Origin of the sequence: Paenirhizobium daejeonense, assembly GCF_014280875.1 — a bacterium.
Taxonomy (GTDB): domain Bacteria; phylum Pseudomonadota; class Alphaproteobacteria; order Rhizobiales; family Rhizobiaceae; genus Allorhizobium; species Allorhizobium daejeonense.
This window is the reverse complement of sequence record NZ_JACLAL010000002.1, coordinates 73142-88405: the sequence shown is the minus strand read 5'-3', so window position 1 is coordinate 88405 and position 15264 is coordinate 73142. Positions and strand designations below refer to the sequence as shown.

At 61.6% G+C, this 15264-nt stretch carries 14 protein-coding genes; 10 read left to right on the top strand and 4 right to left on the bottom strand.

What is annotated here, in order from left to right:
- Positions 1-2 precede the first annotated feature (2 nt).
- The 9 genes from H4I99_RS04080 to H4I99_RS04040 all read left to right on the top strand — a co-directional run bounded on the left by H4I99_RS04080 (position 3) and on the right by H4I99_RS04040 (position 8619).
- On the top strand, positions 3-1169 hold the full coding sequence (locus H4I99_RS04080) for a cysteine desulfurase family protein (protein ID WP_163899373.1): 1167 nt from the start codon (positions 3-5) through the stop codon (positions 1167-1169).
- A 161-nt stretch (positions 1170-1330) separates the two neighbouring features.
- On the top strand, positions 1331-2800 hold the full coding sequence (gene sufB / locus H4I99_RS04075; RefSeq protein ID WP_163899372.1) for a Fe-S cluster assembly protein SufB: 1470 nt from the start codon (positions 1331-1333) through the stop codon (positions 2798-2800).
- Between the two features lie 433 nt (positions 2801-3233).
- The gene (gene sufC, locus H4I99_RS04070; RefSeq protein ID WP_163899370.1) at positions 3234-3989 is read left to right on the top strand and encodes a Fe-S cluster assembly ATPase SufC; all 756 of its coding nucleotides are present in this window, start codon (positions 3234-3236) and stop codon (positions 3987-3989) included.
- 25 nt (positions 3990-4014) lie between these two features.
- Positions 4015-5289 (top strand): Fe-S cluster assembly protein SufD, encoded by a 1275-nt coding sequence (sufD, locus tag H4I99_RS04065; RefSeq protein WP_163899368.1) that lies wholly within the window; start codon positions 4015-4017, stop codon positions 5287-5289.
- Positions 5282-6526, top strand: a complete 1245-nt coding sequence (locus H4I99_RS04060; protein ID WP_163899366.1) for a cysteine desulfurase — start codon at positions 5282-5284, stop codon at positions 6524-6526. The genes sufD and H4I99_RS04060 overlap by 8 nt, the downstream gene beginning before the upstream one ends.
- A gap of 10 nt (positions 6527-6536) precedes the next feature.
- A complete protein-coding gene (locus H4I99_RS04055; protein WP_163899365.1) occupies positions 6537-6917 on the top strand; it encodes an SUF system Fe-S cluster assembly protein in 381 nt (126 codons plus the stop codon).
- Between the two features lie 70 nt (positions 6918-6987).
- A complete protein-coding gene (sufA, locus tag H4I99_RS04050; protein WP_163899363.1) occupies positions 6988-7377 on the top strand; it encodes a Fe-S cluster assembly scaffold SufA in 390 nt (129 codons plus the stop codon).
- A 161-nt stretch (positions 7378-7538) separates the two neighbouring features.
- Entirely contained in the window at positions 7539-7988 is a 450-nt protein-coding gene (locus H4I99_RS04045) for an Lrp/AsnC family transcriptional regulator (protein ID WP_186663225.1), read from the top strand.
- Position 7989: 1 nt separating this feature from the next.
- Positions 7990-8619: a LysE family translocator gene (locus H4I99_RS04040; protein WP_163899359.1), complete on the top strand. Its 630-nt coding sequence runs from the start codon at positions 7990-7992 to the stop codon at positions 8617-8619.
- A gap of 731 nt (positions 8620-9350) precedes the next feature.
- Here the strand turns inward: H4I99_RS04040 and H4I99_RS04035 are convergent.
- Positions 9351-10193: a pseudouridine synthase gene (locus tag H4I99_RS04035; RefSeq protein WP_244624905.1), complete on the bottom strand. Its 843-nt coding sequence runs from the start codon at positions 10191-10193 to the stop codon at positions 9351-9353.
- Between the two features lie 265 nt (positions 10194-10458).
- Between H4I99_RS04035 and prmB the strand changes: the two genes are divergently transcribed.
- Positions 10459-11388 carry a 50S ribosomal protein L3 N(5)-glutamine methyltransferase gene (gene prmB / locus H4I99_RS04030; RefSeq protein ID WP_163899357.1) on the top strand — a complete coding sequence of 310 codons (930 nt, stop codon included), beginning with the start codon at positions 10459-10461 and terminating at the stop codon, positions 11386-11388.
- 27 nt (positions 11389-11415) lie between these two features.
- Here the strand turns inward: prmB and H4I99_RS04025 are convergent, their stop codons facing one another.
- The 3 genes from H4I99_RS04025 to gcvH form a co-directional block, all read right to left on the bottom strand.
- Entirely contained in the window at positions 11416-11742 is a 327-nt protein-coding gene (locus H4I99_RS04025; RefSeq protein WP_163899355.1) for a flagellar basal body protein, read from the bottom strand.
- 297 nt (positions 11743-12039) lie between these two features.
- On the bottom strand, positions 12040-14904 hold the full coding sequence (gene gcvP / locus H4I99_RS04020; RefSeq protein WP_163899353.1) for an aminomethyl-transferring glycine dehydrogenase: 2865 nt from the start codon (positions 14902-14904) through the stop codon (positions 12040-12042).
- Entirely contained in the window at positions 14901-15263 is a 363-nt protein-coding gene (gcvH, locus tag H4I99_RS04015) for a glycine cleavage system protein GcvH (RefSeq protein ID WP_163899352.1), read from the bottom strand. Before gcvH ends, gcvP begins: the two co-directional genes overlap by 4 nt.
- Between the last annotated feature and the right edge of the window lies 1 nt (position 15264).

The window sequence follows — 15264 nt, the reverse complement described above, 5'->3', positions numbered from 1 at the left end:
CGATGAACAGGCAACGCATCTATTTCGACTGGAATGCCACGGCGCCGCTTTGCGAGCCCGCGCGTCTTGCCATGGTCGATGCGCTTGCGCTCCCCGGCAATCCGTCCTCCGTTCATGCCGAAGGGCGTGCGGCGCGTGCTGTCGTCGAGGCTGCCCGCCGGGATGTTGCGACCCTGGTTGGCGCCAGTCCCGCATCGGTGATCTTCACGTCGAGCGCAACCGAAGCCGCCAATCTGGTGCTGACTCCGCATTTCCGCATGGGCCGGGCTCCGCTTTTCGTCGGTCGTCTCTATGTATCGGCAATCGAGCATCCGGCGATCCGCGAGGGTGGTCGTTTTCCGGCCGACCGCGTCACCGAAATCCCCGTGCTGCGCAGCGGTGTGGTCGATCTCGAAGCGCTGGAGCGCCTGCTTGCCGAGCTCGATCCGCAGGACGGTATGGCGTTGGTCGCGATCATGCTGGTCAATAACGAGACTGGCATCGTGCAGCCGGTGGAAGCGGCGGCGAAGATTGTGCGGGCGCGCGGTGGCCTGCTGGTCGTCGACGCCGTGCAGGCTGCCGGTCGGCTGCCGCTGGATATCGAGCGCCTCGGTGCTGATTTCCTGATCCTCTCTGCTCACAAGATCGCGGGGCCCAAAGGGGCTGCAGCGCTTGTCAGTCGCGGTGAGACCCTGATGCCTGCGCCGCTCATTCGCGGCGGTGGGCAGGAAAAGGGCCATCGCGCCGGTACCGAAAATGTCGCGGCCATCGCCGGTTTCGGCGCGGCGGCTGCCTTCATGACGGCTGGTCTTGATACGCGCAATGCGGCAATCGGCACCTTGCGCAACCGGCTGGAAAAAGGCATGCGAGAGGCCGCGCCGGATGTGGTGATTTATGGCCACGACGTGACGCGAGTGGTGAATACCTCTTTCTTCACCCTGCCTGGGTTGAAGGCCGAGACCGGTCAGATCGCCTTCGATCTGGAAGGGCTTTCGCTTTCGGCGGGCGCTGCCTGCTCCTCAGGCAAGGTCGGGGCGAGCCATGTGCTGACCGCGATGGGCGAGGATGCGAAAACGGGAGGCTTGCGCATGTCTCTCGGTCCCTCGACGACGGGCGAGGAGGTCGATCTCGCCATCGGGATTTTCGCGCGGATTGCGGCACGGCGGAAATTGTCCGGCAAGGCCGCATGAGGACTGAACAAGGAAGACTTGGATAAAATTGGCAAAATACAATTTTATCCTTGCCAGAAGGGGTGAAAATCCGCCTCTGGCGCTTACATAAGGACGGGTTTCCCCGCTTCAAACGTTGACAAGCTGCCGGACCTTGGACCCGGCAAGATTGGAGAACGCAAATGGCTGCTGTGCAGGAAACGATCGATCAGGTTCGCCAGATCGATGTCGACCAGTACAAATATGGTTTTGAGACGATGATCGAAGTCGACAAGGCCCCGAAGGGTCTGTCGGAAGACATTATCCGCTTCATTTCCGCAAAGAAGAACGAACCGGATTGGATGCTGCAGTGGCGTCTCGACGCTTACAAGCGTTGGCTGACCATGGAAGAGCCAACCTGGGCGCGCGTCAATTATGCGAAGATCGACTTCAACGACATCTACTATTATGCGGCCCCGAAGACCGCAGAAGGTCCGAAGTCCATCGACGAGGTCGATCCGGAACTCCTGAAGGTCTATGAAAAGCTCGGTATCCCGCTCAAGGAGCAGGAAATCCTGGCCGGCGTCTCGAAGTCGAAGATCGCGGTCGATGCCGTGTTCGATTCCGTTTCCGTCGTCACGACCTTCAAGGAAGAGCTGAAGAAGGCCGGCGTGATCTTCATGTCGATTTCCGAAGCGATCCGCGAATATCCCGAACTCGTGCAGAAGTATCTCGGCTCCGTCGTTCCGGTCACCGACAATTACTACGCGACGTTGAATTCCGCAGTGTTCACTGACGGTTCGTTCGTCTTCGTTCCGAAGGGCGTTCGTTGCCCGATGGAGCTGTCGACCTATTTCCGCATCAACGAGAAGAACACCGGTCAGTTCGAACGCACGCTGATTATCGCCGAAGACGGGGCTTATGTTTCCTATCTCGAGGGTTGCACCGCGCCACAGCGCGATGAAAACCAGCTTCACGCCGCCGTTGTCGAGCTCGTGGCTCTCGACGATGCCGAGATCAAGTATTCCACCGTCCAGAACTGGTATCCGGGCGACAAGGAAGGCAAGGGCGGTATCTACAACTTCGTCACCAAGCGTGGCGATTGCCGTGGCAAGAACTCCAAGATCTCCTGGACCCAGGTCGAGACCGGTTCGGCGATCACCTGGAAATATCCGTCCTGCATCCTGCGTGGCGACGGTTCGCGCGGCGAGTTCTACTCGATCGCGGTTTCGAACGGTCACCAGCAGATCGACAGCGGCACCAAGATGATCCATCTCGGCAAGAATACGTCGAGCCGCATCATCTCCAAGGGCATCTCCGCCGGCTTCTCGAACAACACCTATCGCGGTCAGGTTTCGGCTCACCGCAAGGCTGAGAATGCCCGCAACTTTACCCAGTGCGACAGCCTTCTGATCGGCGACAAGTGCGGGGCGCATACCGTGCCCTATATCGAGGCAAAGAACGCCACGGCCCAGTTCGAGCACGAGGCGACAACCTCTAAGATCTCGGAGGACCAGCTGTTCTACTGCCTGCAGCGCGGCATTCCGCAGGAAGCTGCCATCGCGCTCATCGTCAATGGCTTTGTTCGCGAAGTCATTCAGGAGCTGCCGATGGAATTCGCCGTCGAAGCGCAGAAGCTGATCGGCATCAGCCTCGAAGGATCGGTTGGCTGAGGCGAGGGACTGTATACGAAAAGGTGCCGGATTGAACCTTGTCGGGAGTGTTCAGTGATGTCGGGCGGGGAGCCGGGAAATGGTAGTCGGTACGTTTATCTCCATCGTCGAATGGAGGGACTGTACGACATCGGACGCTGGGTTCTCCTCTCGGTAGCGGTCGGATTCGTCCTGTACGTTTCGGTGATCTCCGAAAAGGGCTGGTCCAAGCTCTGGCAGGGCGTCGTTATGATCATGACAGGCGGCTGAAGGCTTTCTGATGGTTTTGTCGCTTGTGGGATTTGCTGGTGGCGATTTAACCAGCCAGTTCCGCGAAATGAAAAGAATGGTTCACTCTCGATTCCCTCTGGAATGGCGGAGTTAAAGGCGTCGATCCGGCGCGCAGATGATCAACAGGCGGCCCTTGAACCGCCCTATGAACAGGAACACAGACATGCTTGAAATCAAGAACCTGCACGCCCGCATCGCCGAAGATGGCACCGAGATCATTCGCGGCCTGAACCTGACCGTGAAGGCTGGCGAAGTTGCTGCGATCATGGGGCCGAACGGCTCCGGCAAGTCGACGCTCTCCTACATCCTGTCCGGCCGCGAAGACTATGAAGTCACCGAGGGCGAGATTCTCTATAACGGCGAGAGCATTCTCGATCTCGATCCGGCCGAACGTGCGGCCAAGGGCATCTTCCTTGCGTTCCAGTATCCGGTGGAAATCCCGGGCGTCGCCACCATGCAGTTCCTCAAGGTGGCGATGAACGAGCAGCGCAAGGCACGCGGCGAAGCCGAGCTGACCACGCCGGAATTCATGCGCCGGGTGAAGGAAGCTTCCGCCGAGCTGAAGATCAATCCCGACATGCTGAAGCGCCCGCTCAACGTCGGCTTCTCCGGTGGCGAGAAGAAGCGTGCCGAAATCCTGCAGATGGCGCTTCTGGAGCCCAATCTCTGCATTCTCGATGAAACCGACAGCGGTCTCGACATCGATGCGCTGAAGATCGTGGCCGACGGCGTCAACGCGCTGAAGTCGCCGGATCGCGCCGTCATCGTCATCACCCACTACCAGCGCCTGCTCGACTACATCGTGCCTGATACGGTTCACGTTCTCTACAAGGGCCAGATCATCAAGACCGGTGACAAGGATCTTGCGCTGGAACTCGAAGCCAATGGCTATGCCGATATCATCGGGGCGGCCGCCTGATCCATTGCGGCAAGGAGTGCAGATCATGACATTGCAAGCTGCAAACAGGCTGACAGCGGCGGAGAGCCAGTTGATCGAAGCCTATGGCGCCGAGATTGGCGCGCTACCGGGCGATGGCGCCGTGCTCGCGGCCCGTGACAGGCTGTTCGACGAATTAAAGCGCGCCGGCCTGCCGACACGCCGTATCGAGGCGTGGCACTATACCGACCTCAAGGCCCTGTTGCGCGCCATTCCGGCCGTCGATCTTTCGGCGCTCGCCAAGGCGGTCGATACAATCGTTGAGGGCGCGACACTTCTTCCCGTTGCTCAGGGCAGGGCCGGTGAGGCCAGCCTGCCGGAAGGTGTGACTGCTACGCCTTATCGCGATACGCTCGCCGACGGCACGGCTGCTGCAACCCTGACGGCAATCAGCTCCGACGATGCGGTCGGCCGACTGAACGGCAGCTTTGTGACCGATGGCTTTGAGCTGACGGTTGCAGCCGATGCCGCGCCGGAGGCTCCGATCGAACTGCAGGCGATCCATGGAGCGGGACAGGTACATGTGCGCTTCCCCGCCCGTTTCGGACGCGCCAGCAAGGCGGTGGTGATCGAACGCCATCTGAATGCCGGCGAAGAGGCCGCGCTCGTTTCCTCCGTCAGCGATCTGAAGATCGAGGACGGCGCCGAGATCGTCTGGATCATCGTGCAGACGCAGGGTCTGGCCGACACCCATCTTGCCCAGATCAAGGTGGAACTCGGGGCGGATGCCAAGTTCAAGCTCTTCATCATCAATGCCGGCGGCAAGCTGGTGCGTCAGGAAATCCATGTCCGAACCGCAGGCGAGGGATCGGATTTCACGCTTCGCGGCGTCAACCTGCTCGGCGGCGAAAGCCATACCGACGTGACCATGACGCTCGGCCACGACCTGGCCAACACCACTTCGACGGAAATCATCCGCAACGTGGTGTTCGACCGGGCGCGCGGTGTGTTCCAGGGACAGATCCGGGTTGCGCCCGACGCCCAGAAGACCGATGCGCGCATGGCCTGCAACACGCTGCTGCTGTCGGATGATGGCGAGTTTTCGGTCAAGCCGGAACTTGAGATCTTCGCCGACGACGTGCAGTGCGCCCATGGCGCCACAGTTGCCGACATCGACCATACCCATCTCTACTACCTGATGGCGCGCGGTATTCCGCAGAAGAAGGCGCGAGCGCTGCTCGTCAACGCCTTCGTGGCCGAGGTGGTCGAAGAGCTGGAAGACGAGGCTCTGGTGGAGGCGCTGGAAGGAATCATTTCCGACTGGCTGGAACGTCATGGCTGATCTTTCCTCCGCCAAGCCCGGCTACGACGTCCAGAAGGTGAGGGAGGATTTTCCGATCCTCTCCCGCGAGGTCTACGGCAAACCTCTGGTCTATCTCGACAATGCCGCCTCGGCGCAGAAGCCGAAGCTGGTGATCGACGCGGTGGCGCATGCCTATTCTCACGAATACGCCAATGTGCATCGCGGCCTGCATTTCCTCTCGAATGCGGCGACGGATGCCTATGAAGCGGCGCGCGAAAAGGTGCGGCGCTTCCTCAATGCCGGCTCGGCAGACGAACTGGTCTTCACCAAGTCTTCGACCGAGGCGATCAATACGGTCGCCTATGGCTGGGGTATGAACCATATCGGCGAGGGCGACGAGATCGTTCTTTCGATCATGGAGCATCACTCCAACATCGTGCCGTGGCATTTCATCCGCGAGCGGCAGGGCGCAAAGCTGGTCTGGGCGCCGATCCATGATGACGGTTCCTTCGATCTCGAAGCCTTCGAGAAATGCCTGACCGAGCGCACAAAGCTCGTTGCGATCACGCATATGTCGAATGCGCTCGGCACCGTGGTTCCAGTCAAGGACGTCTGCCGGATCGCCCATGCGCGCGGTATTCCGGTGCTGGTCGATGGCAGCCAGGGCGCCGTGCACATGCCGGTCGACGTGCAGGACATCGACTGCGACTGGTATGCCGTCACCGGCCACAAGCTCTACGGTCCCTCCGGTATCGGCGTGCTCTATGGCAAGATGGAGCGGCTGAAGGAAATGCGGCCCTTCATGGGCGGCGGCGAGATGATCGTCGAGGTGACGCAGGACGTCGTGACCTATAACGACCCGCCGCACCGTTTCGAGGCCGGCACGCCGCCGATCGTTCAGGCGATCGGGCTCGGCTATGCGCTGGACTACATGGAAAGCCTTGGCCGCGAGGCAATCGCCGCCCATGAGGAAAGCCTGCGCGCCTATGCGCATGAGCGCCTTTCGGCGATCAACTCGCTGCGGATCATCGGCAATGCGCCCGGCAAGGGCTCGATCTTCTCCTTCGAGCTTGCCGGCATCCATGCCCATGACGTGTCGATGCTGATCGACCGGCGCGGCGTGGCTGTGCGGGCCGGAACCCATTGCGCCCAGCCGCTTCTTGCCCGTTTCGGCGTGACATCCACTTGCCGGGCTTCTTTTGCCCTATATAACACCCGTGAAGAGGTCGACGCGCTGGCCGATGCGCTAGACTATGCGCGCACCTTCTTCGCGTAAGGATGAGATCATGAGCGTGAACGAAACCGAACAGAAGCCGGATGTCCGCGAAGGCATCGTCCAGTCGAGTATCCCGGCGGACGAACTGGCGCGGCTCTCCGACGACATCGTCTCGGCCCTGAAGACCGTCTACGACCCGGAAATTCCGGCCGATATCTTCGAACTCGGGCTGGTCTACAAGATCGATATCGATGACGACCGTATGGTCAAGATCGTCATGACGCTGACCGCGCCGGGCTGCCCGGTGGCGGGCGAAATGCCGGGCTGGGTTCATAACGCCGTCAGCGCGGTCGAGGGCGTATCGGGCGTCGATGTCGAAATGACCTTCGATCCACCGTGGACACCCGACCGCATGTCGGAAGAAGCACAGGTTGCCGTAGGCTGGTATTGATCGCCGTCAAGACGGCAACTACATTCACCGAAGCACCGGACCTTGAACCCGGTCGCGACAGGAGAACAGCATGGGCTTTCAAGTCATGAGCATGACGGATGCGGCGGCGGCGCGCGTCCGGGGCATCGTCGAGAATTCCGGTCCCGATGTGCGCGGCATCCGCGTCGGCATCAAGAAGGGCGGCTGTGCGGGGATGGAATACACCATCGACCTCGTCACCGAACCCAATCCGAAAGACGACCTGATCAGCCGTGACGGCGCAAGCGTCTGGATCGATCCCGCCGCCGTGCTCTATCTGCTCGGCACGCAGATGGATTTTGAGACGACCAAGATGCGCTCGGGCTTCACCTTCAACAATCCCAACCAGACCTCGGCCTGTGGCTGCGGCGAATCGGTCGAACTCAAGGCCGCCGATCTCGCGGAGCTGGCCCGCCAGAAGGCCGCCGTTCCGGCTGGCTGACAGTCATCCGACATATCGATTTCCACGATGAAAGGTCCGGCCAAGCGCCGGACCTTATGTTTTGCGGAAAAGCATGACAGGTTCCGCCGTATTTTCGGAATCTATACGGATTTATCGTAAAATATGTTGATTCCGGCCAATGTTCCGCATATATGACGGTTATGGATACGACAGACCGCAAAATCACCGGATTGCTTGCCGAGGACGCCCGTCGTTCGCTTGCCGATATCGGCGAGCGGGTAGGGTTGTCACCTTCGGCTGTCAACGACCGCATGCGCCGGCTTGTGGCTGAAGGCGCGATCAAGCGTTTTACCGTCGATGCCGATCCGACAGCGCTCGGGCTTTCCGTCACCGCCTTCCTGCTGGTGGCGCTCGATTACGAGACCGGGGAGGAGGCCTTCACGGCCTTTGCGGATGGTCATCCGGCCGTTGCGGAATGTCACCATGTCACCGGGGAGTGGTCCTATCTCGTCAAGATCCGGGTCCGGGATCTCGCCGGCGTCGAGGCCTTTCTTTCCGAACTCAAGGCGCGGCGCTTTCTTGCCCGCAGCCAGACCATGATTGCGCTTTCCACGCCCACCGAGCGCGCCTTTACCTCAGCGGAGAACTGACATGAGCCTTTTCCTGTTCGGCAAGGGCATCTTGCTTGGTCTCGCTATCGCGGCTCCGCTTGGCCCGATCGGCACGCTGTGCATCTCGCGGACGCTGGAGCGCGGGTTCTGGGCGGGGATCGCCGGCGGCCTCGGCACGGCGCTTGCCGATTGCACCTTTGCGCTGATGGCAGCGGCGGGCTTTGCCGCCTTCACGATGTTCTTCGATGCGATCACAGTGCCCCTGCAGCTTTTCGGCGGCGCCTTCATGCTTTGGCTCGGCGTTAAAAGCTTCCAGCCCCGCCCGGCCGCTGTGGCCGCGACCATCGGCGCGCGTGACCTGTTCTCGACTACGGTCGCCACCTTCCTGCTGACCATGGCAAACCCCGCGACTATCCTGTCCTTTGCAGCGATCCTGGCCGGCCTTGGGATTGCAGGCGCCGTGGACGGCTCCAGCGCCGCCTTTGTCGTCGCCGGCGTCTTTATCGGCTCGCTGCTCTGGTGGTGCTTCCTGTGCGGGACGGTTTCGCTGCTCCACCATCGCCTGCCGGAAAGCTTCTCCCACTGGGTCGCCCGCGCTTCCGGCATCGTGCTGCTGGTCTTCGGCGCTCTCGCTCTGGGCATGGGCGTCAAGGCGATACTGGTGGCCTGAGGCTGCCGTTGCGGGGGGCGATCCGATGGGGTGCTTCTGCTTCGCTTTTTCAAAGAACATGGATGAACGCCGGTCGGGATCTCTCCTTCCGGTTCAGGCTTTCACTTCGATCTCCACCCGACGCTTAGGCGAGGGGTGCGGTCGGGGCGCTGGAAGCTGCCTCGTAAAGTAAAAGTAAAGTGACACCTTCCGGCGCCCCGTTCGGCGGTTTTTATCCGCGACTTCGGTCCCTCTGCTCCGGCGGTTCCCAGGATTTTCCGTCCATCGGGCTGCGGTTTTCACCGCCGGACGCCGGGACCACCTGATACCGCCGGTCTCTGACGCCTCACAGGCGCGTCCGGCGCGCCGTCAGGGCCGACATGGGGTTCAGCCGTCCGAGGCCTTCCCATGTCCCCACGTCGCCGGAGGGAGACCATTTTCCGCGAACCCCGAAAGGCCGGACCTGCGATCGCCCGAACCTTTCAGCGCCGGTCCCGCCTCGCCGGGCACGCACACCCGGTGTATCCGCGACGGAACAGATGGATTGTAGGCGCGAGGGATGAGGGCGGGGATTTTGAGGGGAAACGGGGAAGAGGGGGGACGCAGTTGTCGCCTTCCCTCCGGCCGTTGGGACAATGGATAAGTTGCCCCTCATTCCCCTGCCGGAACTCTCTTCCCGTTCACGGGAAGAGAATCAGGGTGAGAGGCCATTTCCGGCGAAGCACACTGGATTAACATCGAAGGGAAAGCTCCTACTTCGCAGTCTTGGCCGCGACGAGGCTTCTCAAGCCCTCGACTTCCTTGTCCGTCAGCGCGCGGACGGCGCCTTTTTCGAGGTCACCGAGGGGAAGATTGCCGATCGAGACGCGGAGCAGGCGGAGGGTGGCGATGTCGAGCGCTTCCAGCATGCGGCGGATCTGGCGGTTGCGGCCTTCGTCGAGAACGATTTCCAGCCATGAATTCCGGTCGCCTTCGCGCAGTTTCGTGACACTTTCGGCGTGGAGAAACTCGCCATCGTGGCGGATGCCAGCTGTCAGGGCTTGCAGCATCTCGTCGGTGGCGATGCGGTCGATCTGGACGTGGTAGGTCTTCGGCACATGGGTCTCGGGATCGAGCAGGCTTTGCGCGAATTCCGTGTCGTTGGTGAAGAGCAGCAGGCCCTCGCTCGCCTTGTCGAGACGGCCGACGGGGGAGAGGTGGCTATGGTCGAGATCCTTCAGGCAATCGAAGACCGTCGGGCGCCCTTCGGGGTCGTGGCGCGTGGTGACGAGGCCGCGCGGCTTGTTCAGCATCAGGTAGACGCGCTGTTCCGCGATGACCGGTTTGCCATCCACGGCAATCGCCGCGTCCGAAAGATCCACCCAGGTCTGCAGGTCCCTGACGATGCGTCCGGCCAGCGACACGCGCCCTGCGATCACCAGTTCCTCGGCCTGGGTGCGGGAGCAATAGCCCAGTTTCGAGAGTGCCCGGGCAATGGTAGCGCGCTTTCCGCCCTGAGACGCTTCCGGCTTGCGGGCAGGTGCCGGTTGCGGCTGTCTGCGTGTGTCTTTCCGTTCGCGTGGCATCATGTGTTCCCTGACATCATGCGTTCCCATGACAGGATCTGTTGACCCGCCGGCCCCTGTCATTCCAGAGCACTTCCGGCAACGGCATGCAGTCGTCTTGTGTCCGGAATTGCTAGAACATTTCCGGCGAAAACGGAATCGCCTTCAACGCTCCGTCTCCCTGTTTTGACGGCACTACGGACGCAAAACCGCTTCACACTTTTGCTGGAATTGCTGTAGAGCGTTCGCAATAAAACCATGCCTGCCGTTCAGCAACCGGCAATGGGCGAGATGGCGCAAGTTTGGAGTTGAGAGAATGGCGAACCAGGACGATATTACCGGCGAACTCGTAACGCTGCGCGATTACTGGCGCTATGCGATCTCACGCTTCAATGCGGCGGATCTCAGCTACGGTCACGGAACGACGACTGCGAGCGACGATGCGGCCTTTCTGCTGCTGGATTCACTCGATCTGCCGATCGATGCGCTCGATCCGTTCCTCGATGCGCGGTTGCTGCCTTCCGAACGCAGGCTTCTGGCCGATCGGATCGATGCGCGCGTAAGGACTCGCAAGCCTTCGGCCTATCTCACCGGCCGGTCCTATATCCAGGGCGTGCGCTTCCATGTGGACGAACGGGTGATCGTGCCGCGCTCGCATATCGGGGAAATCCTGTTTGCCGAATATCTCAATCCGCAGGGCTCGTCTTTCCTGCCGGATCCAATGGCGGTCGAAAGCGCCGTCGATATCTGCACCGGTTCCGGCTGCCTTGCGGTTCTCGCCGCCAAGTTCCTGCCGAATGCGGCGATCGATGCGGTTGATCTTTCGGCCGATGCGCTTGAGGTCGCGAAGCTTAATCTCAAGGAGCACGAGGTCGAGGATCAGGTGAGCCTGTTTGAGGGCGATCTGTTCGAGCCGCTTGCGGGACGCAGGTATGACCTCATCATTACCAATCCGCCCTATGTGGATCATGCCGCGATGGATGGCTATCCGGCGGAGTTCCGCGCCGAACCGGCGATGGCCCATGATGGCGGTGAGGACGGTCTCGATCTCGTCAGGAAAATTCTCGAAGAGGCCGCGGACTATCTTAATCCGGGCGGCGGGATGATTTGCGAGATCGGCTCGGGCCGCGAAATCCTCGAGGAAGAATTCCCGCATCTGGAATTCGTCTGGCTGGAAACGGCGGAATCGCAGGATGCAGTGTTCTGGATCACGGCGGAATCGCTGGGCGTCGAGGGGCTGGTGTAAGGTGCGAAAGAAGGGGCGAGGCGATCCTCAATCTTTCTTGATGCTCATCAGCACATCCCAGAGGTCGGCGCCGGTCTCGAAGACGGCGGCGTTGGCCTTGTAGCCGATTTCGGCGGTCTTCATGTCGATGAGTTCAGAGCTGAGGTCGACATTGGAGGTGTCGGTGAAGGTCGCGCCGTTCGACGGGGAGACGCTCGCCGATACACCGCCATAGGGCTGGCTGGTCAGGCTGGTCTCGAGGCGATTGTAGCCGGGTGTTCCGGCATTCGCGACATTGTTGGCTGTGGTGGCAAGGCGCTTCGTGTTCGTCTGCAAGCCCGACGATGCGATATTCAGAACTGCCGAAATCCCCATTTCCCGTCCATCCTTGAAAAGCGGGCGTCGAAAACCCGGATGGAGCGGTTCTACAAGGTGCAATTTAGAAAAGTTTAAAGGAGCAGGGTTAGCGATCTGCCGGAGATTGCGGTCGCGTGTGCCGGAATGGGATGGCGTGCATCTTGCTCCGCCATCCGCCGATCGGCGGATGGCGGCCTGCGAGTTCCTTCAGCCCAAGGACTTGGGCTGGCTGGATTCCTGTGCCGAGCACAGGAATGACGTGCGGAGACGGCGAAGGGCGCGGCGTGAACCGCGCCCTTCATGACGGTTTCCCGACTATTCCGCGGCTTCCGCGTATTCGCTCATCGGGGGGCAGGTGCAGACCAAGTTGCGGTCGCCATAGACGTTGTCGACGCGGTTGACCGGCGACCAGTACTTGTCCACGCGGAAGGCGCCGGGCGGGAAGCAGGCCTGCTCGCGGCTGTAGGGCCGCGTCCACTCGCCGACGAGGTCTTCCACAGTGTGGGGAGCGTTCTTCAGCGGGTTGTCGTTCTTGTCCATCCGGCCTTCCTCGATGGCGCGGGCCTCCTCGCGGATCGCCAGCATGGCATCGCAGAAACGGTCGATCTCGGCCTTGGTTTCGCTTTCGGTCGGCTCGATCATCAGGGTTCCGGCAACCGGCCAGCTCATGGTCGGGGCGTGGAAGCCGCAGTCGATCAGCCGTTTGGCGATGTCGTCGACGGTGACGCCGGCGGATTCTGCCAGCGGGCGGGTGTCTACGATGCACTCATGCGCCACGCGGCCGGCCTCGGACTTGTAGAGCACTTCATAGGCGCCCTTCAGCCGTGCGGCGATGTAGTTGGCGTTGAGGATCGCAACCTTGGTCGCCTGCGTCAGGCCTTCGCCGCCCATCATCAGGCAGTAGGACCAGGAGATCGGCAGGATCGACGGCGAGCCGTAGGGACCCGCCGATACCGCGCCCGGACGGCCGTCTGTCTCGACGTGACCCGGCAGGAACTCGGCCAGATGCGCCTTGACCCCAATCGGCCCCATGCCCGGACCGCCGCCGCCATGCGGGATGCAGAAGGTCTTGTGCAGGTTGAGGTGGCTGACGTCGGAGCCGATGTCGCCGGGGCGGGCGAGGCCGACCATGGCGTTCATGTTGGCGCCGTCGAGATAGACCTGACCGCCGTGCCTGTGGGTGATCTCGCAAATCTCCCGCACCGTTTCCTCGAACACGCCATGGGTCGAGGGATAGGTGATCATGCAGCAGGACAGCGTGTCGGCATACTGCTCGGCCTTGGCGCGGAAATCGTCGAGATCGACGTCGCCGTTGTCCTTTGCCTTGACTGGGACGACCGTCATGCCGGCCATGTGGGCGGAAGCGGGGTTGGTGCCGTGGGCGGAGGTCGGGATCAGGCAGACCGTCCGGTGGCTGTCACCGCGCGAGAGGTGATAGTTGCGGATGGTGAGCAGGCCGGCATATTCGCCCTGCGCGCCGGAATTCGGCTGCATCGAGAAGGCATCATAGCCGGTGACGGCGCAGAGCTTGTCGATCAGGTCGTCGATCATTTGCCTGTAGCCCTGAGCCTGATCGGCGGGCACGAAGGGATGGATCTCGGAGAATTCCGGCCAGGTGATCGGCAGCATTTCCGCCGTTGCGTTCAGCTTCATCGTGCAGGAGCCGAGCGGGATCATCGCCCGGTCGAGCGCGAGGTCGCGGTCTGAGAGACGGCGGATATAGCGCGTCATCTCGCTTTCGGCGCGGTTCATGTGGAAGATCGGGTGGGTCAGGTAGTCGCTGGCGCGTACCAGATCCTTCGGCAGCCGGTATTCCGGGGTGAAGTCGGCGACTGCGAAATTGCCGCCGAAAGCGCGCCAGACGGCTTCGAGCGTCGCGGGACGGGTGCGTTCGTCGAGCGACATGCCGATCTTCGTTTCACCGACCTTGCGCAGGTTGACGCCTTCGGCGACGGCTGCGCGCAGGATCAGGCCCTGCATGTGGCCGACCTCGACGGTGATGGTGTCGAAGAAGGTTTCCGGCTCGACCTGGTAGCCGAGCTTTTCCAGGCCCTTGGCCATCAGAACGGCCTTCTGGTGCACCTGCTGGGCGATTGCCTTCAAGCCCTTCGGTCCGTGGAAGACGGCATACATGGAGGCCATGACGGCAAGCAGCACCTGCGCCGTGCAGATGTTGGACGTCGCCTTTTCGCGGCGGATGTGCTGTTCGCGGGTCTGTAGCGACAGGCGATAGGCGCGGTTGCCGCGGGCATCGACGGAGACACCGACGAGGCGGCCCGGCATGGAGCGCTTGATCGCATCCTTGACCGCCATGTAGGCGGCATGCGGACCGCCGTAACCGACCGGAACACCGAAGCGCTGGGTCGAACCGATGGCGATATCGGCACCCATTTCGCCGGGAGATTTCAGCAGCGTCAGCGCCAGCGGATCGGCGGCAAGCGTGGCGATCGCGCCGGTCTGATGCAGGCGTGCGATCAGGCCGGAGAAGTCGCGCGCATGGCCGTAGGTGCCGGGATACTGGAAGATCGCGCCGAAGACTTCGGTCGGGTCGAGATCGGCAAAGGGATCGCCGACGATGACCTGCCAGCCAAGGGGGGCGGCGCGTGTCTCGATGACGGCGATGGTCTGCGGGTGGCAGTTCTTATCGACGAAGAAGGCCTTCGCCTTGGACTTGGCGGTTCGTTCGGAGAGCGCCATCGCTTCCGCCGCGGCGGTCGCTTCGTCAAGCAGCGAGGCATTTGCGACATCTAGGCCGGTAAGGTCCGTGATCATCGTCTGGAAATTCAGAAGCGCTTCGAGACGTCCTTGCGAAATCTCGGGCTGGTAAGGCGTGTAGGCCGTGTACCATGCCGGGTTTTCCAGAATGTTGCGCTGGATGACCGGCGGCGTGATCGTGCCGTAATAGCCCTGACCGATGAGGGAGGTCAGCACCTTGTTGCGGTTGGCGATCTCGCGCAACGTGTCGAGCGCCTCGCGTTCCGTCATAGCGGCGCCCCAGACGAGGGGTGCCTTCTGACGGATCGATCCGGGTACGGTCGCATCGATCATGGCGTCGAGCGAGGGATAGCCGATCAGCTTCAGCATATCCGTCATTTCGGCCGGCGAAGGGCCGATATGGCGACGGTTTGCGAAGTCGTAGGGCTGGTAATCGGTGAACTGGAATTCGACAGGCGTGGTCATGCGATCAGCTCTTTATAGGCGGCTTCATCAAGCAATGCATCGGCATCCGAAACGTTCTTGAGCTTCAGCTTGAAGAACCAGGCTGCGCCTTCCGGATCGGAATTGACGAGCGACGGGTCATCGACGATCGACTGGTTGATTTCGGTCACTTCGCCGTCAAGCGGACAATAGACTTCGGAGGCAGCCTTCACACTCTCGACGGTGGCGGCTTCGCCGTTCTTGTCGAAGGCAGCGCCGACTTCCGGGAGCTCGACGAAGACGAGGTCGCCGAGCTGGTCGGCGGCATGGCGGGTAATCCCGACCGTCGCCACGTCGCCTTCGATCTTCAGCCATTCGTGTTCTGCGGTGAATTTCAGCATT

Coding starts and splice junctions, on each gene's coding strand:
- H4I99_RS04080 (WP_163899373.1), top strand. CDS start 3: ATGAACAGGCAACGCATCTATTTCGACTGGAATGCCACGGCGCCGCTT.
- sufB (WP_163899372.1), top strand. CDS start 1,331: ATGGCTGCTGTGCAGGAAACGATCGATCAGGTTCGCCAGATCGATGTC.
- sufC (WP_163899370.1), top strand. CDS start 3,234: ATGCTTGAAATCAAGAACCTGCACGCCCGCATCGCCGAAGATGGCACC.
- sufD (WP_163899368.1), top strand. CDS start 4,015: ATGACATTGCAAGCTGCAAACAGGCTGACAGCGGCGGAGAGCCAGTTG.
- H4I99_RS04060 (WP_163899366.1), top strand. CDS start 5,282: ATGGCTGATCTTTCCTCCGCCAAGCCCGGCTACGACGTCCAGAAGGTG.
- H4I99_RS04055 (WP_163899365.1), top strand. CDS start 6,537: ATGAGCGTGAACGAAACCGAACAGAAGCCGGATGTCCGCGAAGGCATC.
- sufA (WP_163899363.1), top strand. CDS start 6,988: ATGGGCTTTCAAGTCATGAGCATGACGGATGCGGCGGCGGCGCGCGTC.
- H4I99_RS04045 (WP_186663225.1), top strand. CDS start 7,539: ATGGATACGACAGACCGCAAAATCACCGGATTGCTTGCCGAGGACGCC.
- H4I99_RS04040 (WP_163899359.1), top strand. CDS start 7,990: ATGAGCCTTTTCCTGTTCGGCAAGGGCATCTTGCTTGGTCTCGCTATC.
- H4I99_RS04035 (WP_244624905.1), bottom strand. CDS start 10,193: ATGGGAACGCATGATGTCAGGGAACACATGATGCCACGCGAACGGAAA.
- prmB (WP_163899357.1), top strand. CDS start 10,459: ATGGCGAACCAGGACGATATTACCGGCGAACTCGTAACGCTGCGCGAT.
- H4I99_RS04025 (WP_163899355.1), bottom strand. CDS start 11,742: ATGGGGATTTCGGCAGTTCTGAATATCGCATCGTCGGGCTTGCAGACG.
- gcvP (WP_163899353.1), bottom strand. CDS start 14,904: ATGACCACGCCTGTCGAATTCCAGTTCACCGATTACCAGCCCTACGAC.
- gcvH (WP_163899352.1), bottom strand. CDS start 15,263: ATGCTGAAATTCACCGCAGAACACGAATGGCTGAAGATCGAAGGCGAC.